The organism is Ignavibacteria bacterium (genome assembly GCA_025612375.1).
In the GTDB taxonomy this organism is placed as follows: domain Bacteria; phylum Bacteroidota; class Ignavibacteria; order Ignavibacteriales; family SURF-24; genus JAAXKN01.
In genome coordinates, this window is sequence record JAAXKN010000110.1 from 1 (window position 1) to 1,793 (window position 1,793).

The 1,793-nt window shown below is 41.7% G+C and carries 1 protein-coding gene; it reads left to right on the forward strand.

Translation table 11 applies throughout. From position 1 onward, the window contains the following. The first annotated feature begins 168 nt into the window (after window positions 1-168). Window positions 169-1,650: a hypothetical protein gene (locus HF312_21520; GenBank protein ID MCU7522791.1), complete on the forward strand. Its 1,482-nt coding sequence runs from the start codon at window positions 169-171 to the stop codon at window positions 1,648-1,650. The last annotated feature ends 143 nt before the right edge of the window (window positions 1,651-1,793 follow it).

A 1,793-nucleotide genomic window follows, 5' to 3' on the forward strand; every position in this document is an offset into this window, starting at 1 on the left:
GAGCTCTCTCGGAAACTCTGAAAAGCCCAAGTTTGCTCTTTTTTATTGATTCATGTTACTTTCTTTTTCTCCAACTTTTTTGCATATTTTTTCAAAAACCCCTTGACAAATGTATAAAAATTTGCGGCGAAGCCCTTATAAAAATACATTTTTTGGAGGTGCTTCACAATGCTGAAAAGCTGGACTTCCCATGCTGATTATCAGCTTTTTATTTCTGACGCTATTTCTCTCTTGAATGAATCACAGCGCAAAAAACTTATTTCTTATTCTGATTCTATTGCCAAACTCACTTCTCTGAACCTTGACCCGCTAGCCGTTCATCTTGCCCCTTATTACAGCCATACAGGAAGACCTGCGCTGCACCAGCCGGAAATTTTCCGCTCTTTTATCCTGATGCTAGACTGTGGTTTTACCAGTGTTGATTCATGGGTTAATACCCTTAAGAGTGATGATATTCTGGCTATCCTCATCGGGTGTAGTTCGGATGAGCTTCCTCCATTGGGTTCCTATTATGATTTCATTGACCGTCTGTGGCTGCGACATAAGGATCTTGACAAGGCTGACAGGAAGCATCTTTATCATTTCCCTAAAAATAAGAAGCCTTTGAAAAAGCCCGGTAAAGGGAAAAAGCTTCCTAACCGTCACCCTCAAATCGTTAAGAAAATGGTATCCTATACTCTGAAAGATAAGGAGCTTCCTTTTCATTACGAAAAACTTCTACAGGAGATTTTTTCGCTTATTGCCATTGTCCCTTCCATTGATCTCGGTCTCATCTCTACAAAAAATCTTACAATTGCCGGTGACGGCACCTGTGTCCACAGTCATTGTGATGCTCTTGGTACGAAGGTCTGTGACTGTAATAAAAACGGTATCTTTGACTGTAAATGTGACCGTAAATTCTCTGATCCGGATGCTTCTTTCGGTTGGGACAGCGATCTTGCTGTATGGTATTTCGGATATACTCTTTACATGCTTTCTGCTTATAATCCGGAATATCATGTCGACCTGCCTCTACATATCCGCTTTCTTGATGCCAAACGCCATGACAGTGTCAGTGCGATTGTGGCCTTATCAGAATTCAGGAAGCTGAACCCCAATATTCCAATCAAAAATCTCTGCCTTGATTCTGCAAATGATAATTACCCAACCTATGAACTCTGCAAAACTCGGGATATCATTCCCTTTATTGACTTGAATTCTAACCGTGGTCACCCTGAATCGCTTCCACAGACTATCGAATTCACAAGTGAGGGGGTTCCTCTTTGCAAAGCAGGATTAGAAATGGTCTGCCAGGGTTTCTGTAAAGGACGTTCCCGCCACAAATGGCGATGCCCCGCCAAATGTGGTGGCATAGATGAATGTCCTCTTGTTATTCCCTGTTCACCCTCTGATTATGGTCGGGTGGTATATACTAAACCGGACTGGGATATCCGACTTTTTCCGCTTGTTCCGAGAGGAAGCAAGGAATGGAAAGAAATCTTCAGCACCAGAACCTGTTCAGAGCGAGTTAATAACCGGGTACTCAATGACTATCACCTGCATGATATGAGAATACGCGGCAAAAAGAGGTATTCCTTTTTCACTATGATGATTGGAATCAACATCCACCTTGATGCTCGTATCAAGAAAGCCAAAAAGGATGCTGCTTGACCATTGAACCTGATATTTTTTAAAAGCCTGCTTATGGGAGGCTTTCTTTTCATGCCTATCTTTAAAGACATCTTTCGAGAAATCCCAGCAATCAACTTTTGTATAAATTTTCACTTTACATTACTTAGTTTCCGAGAGCTCTC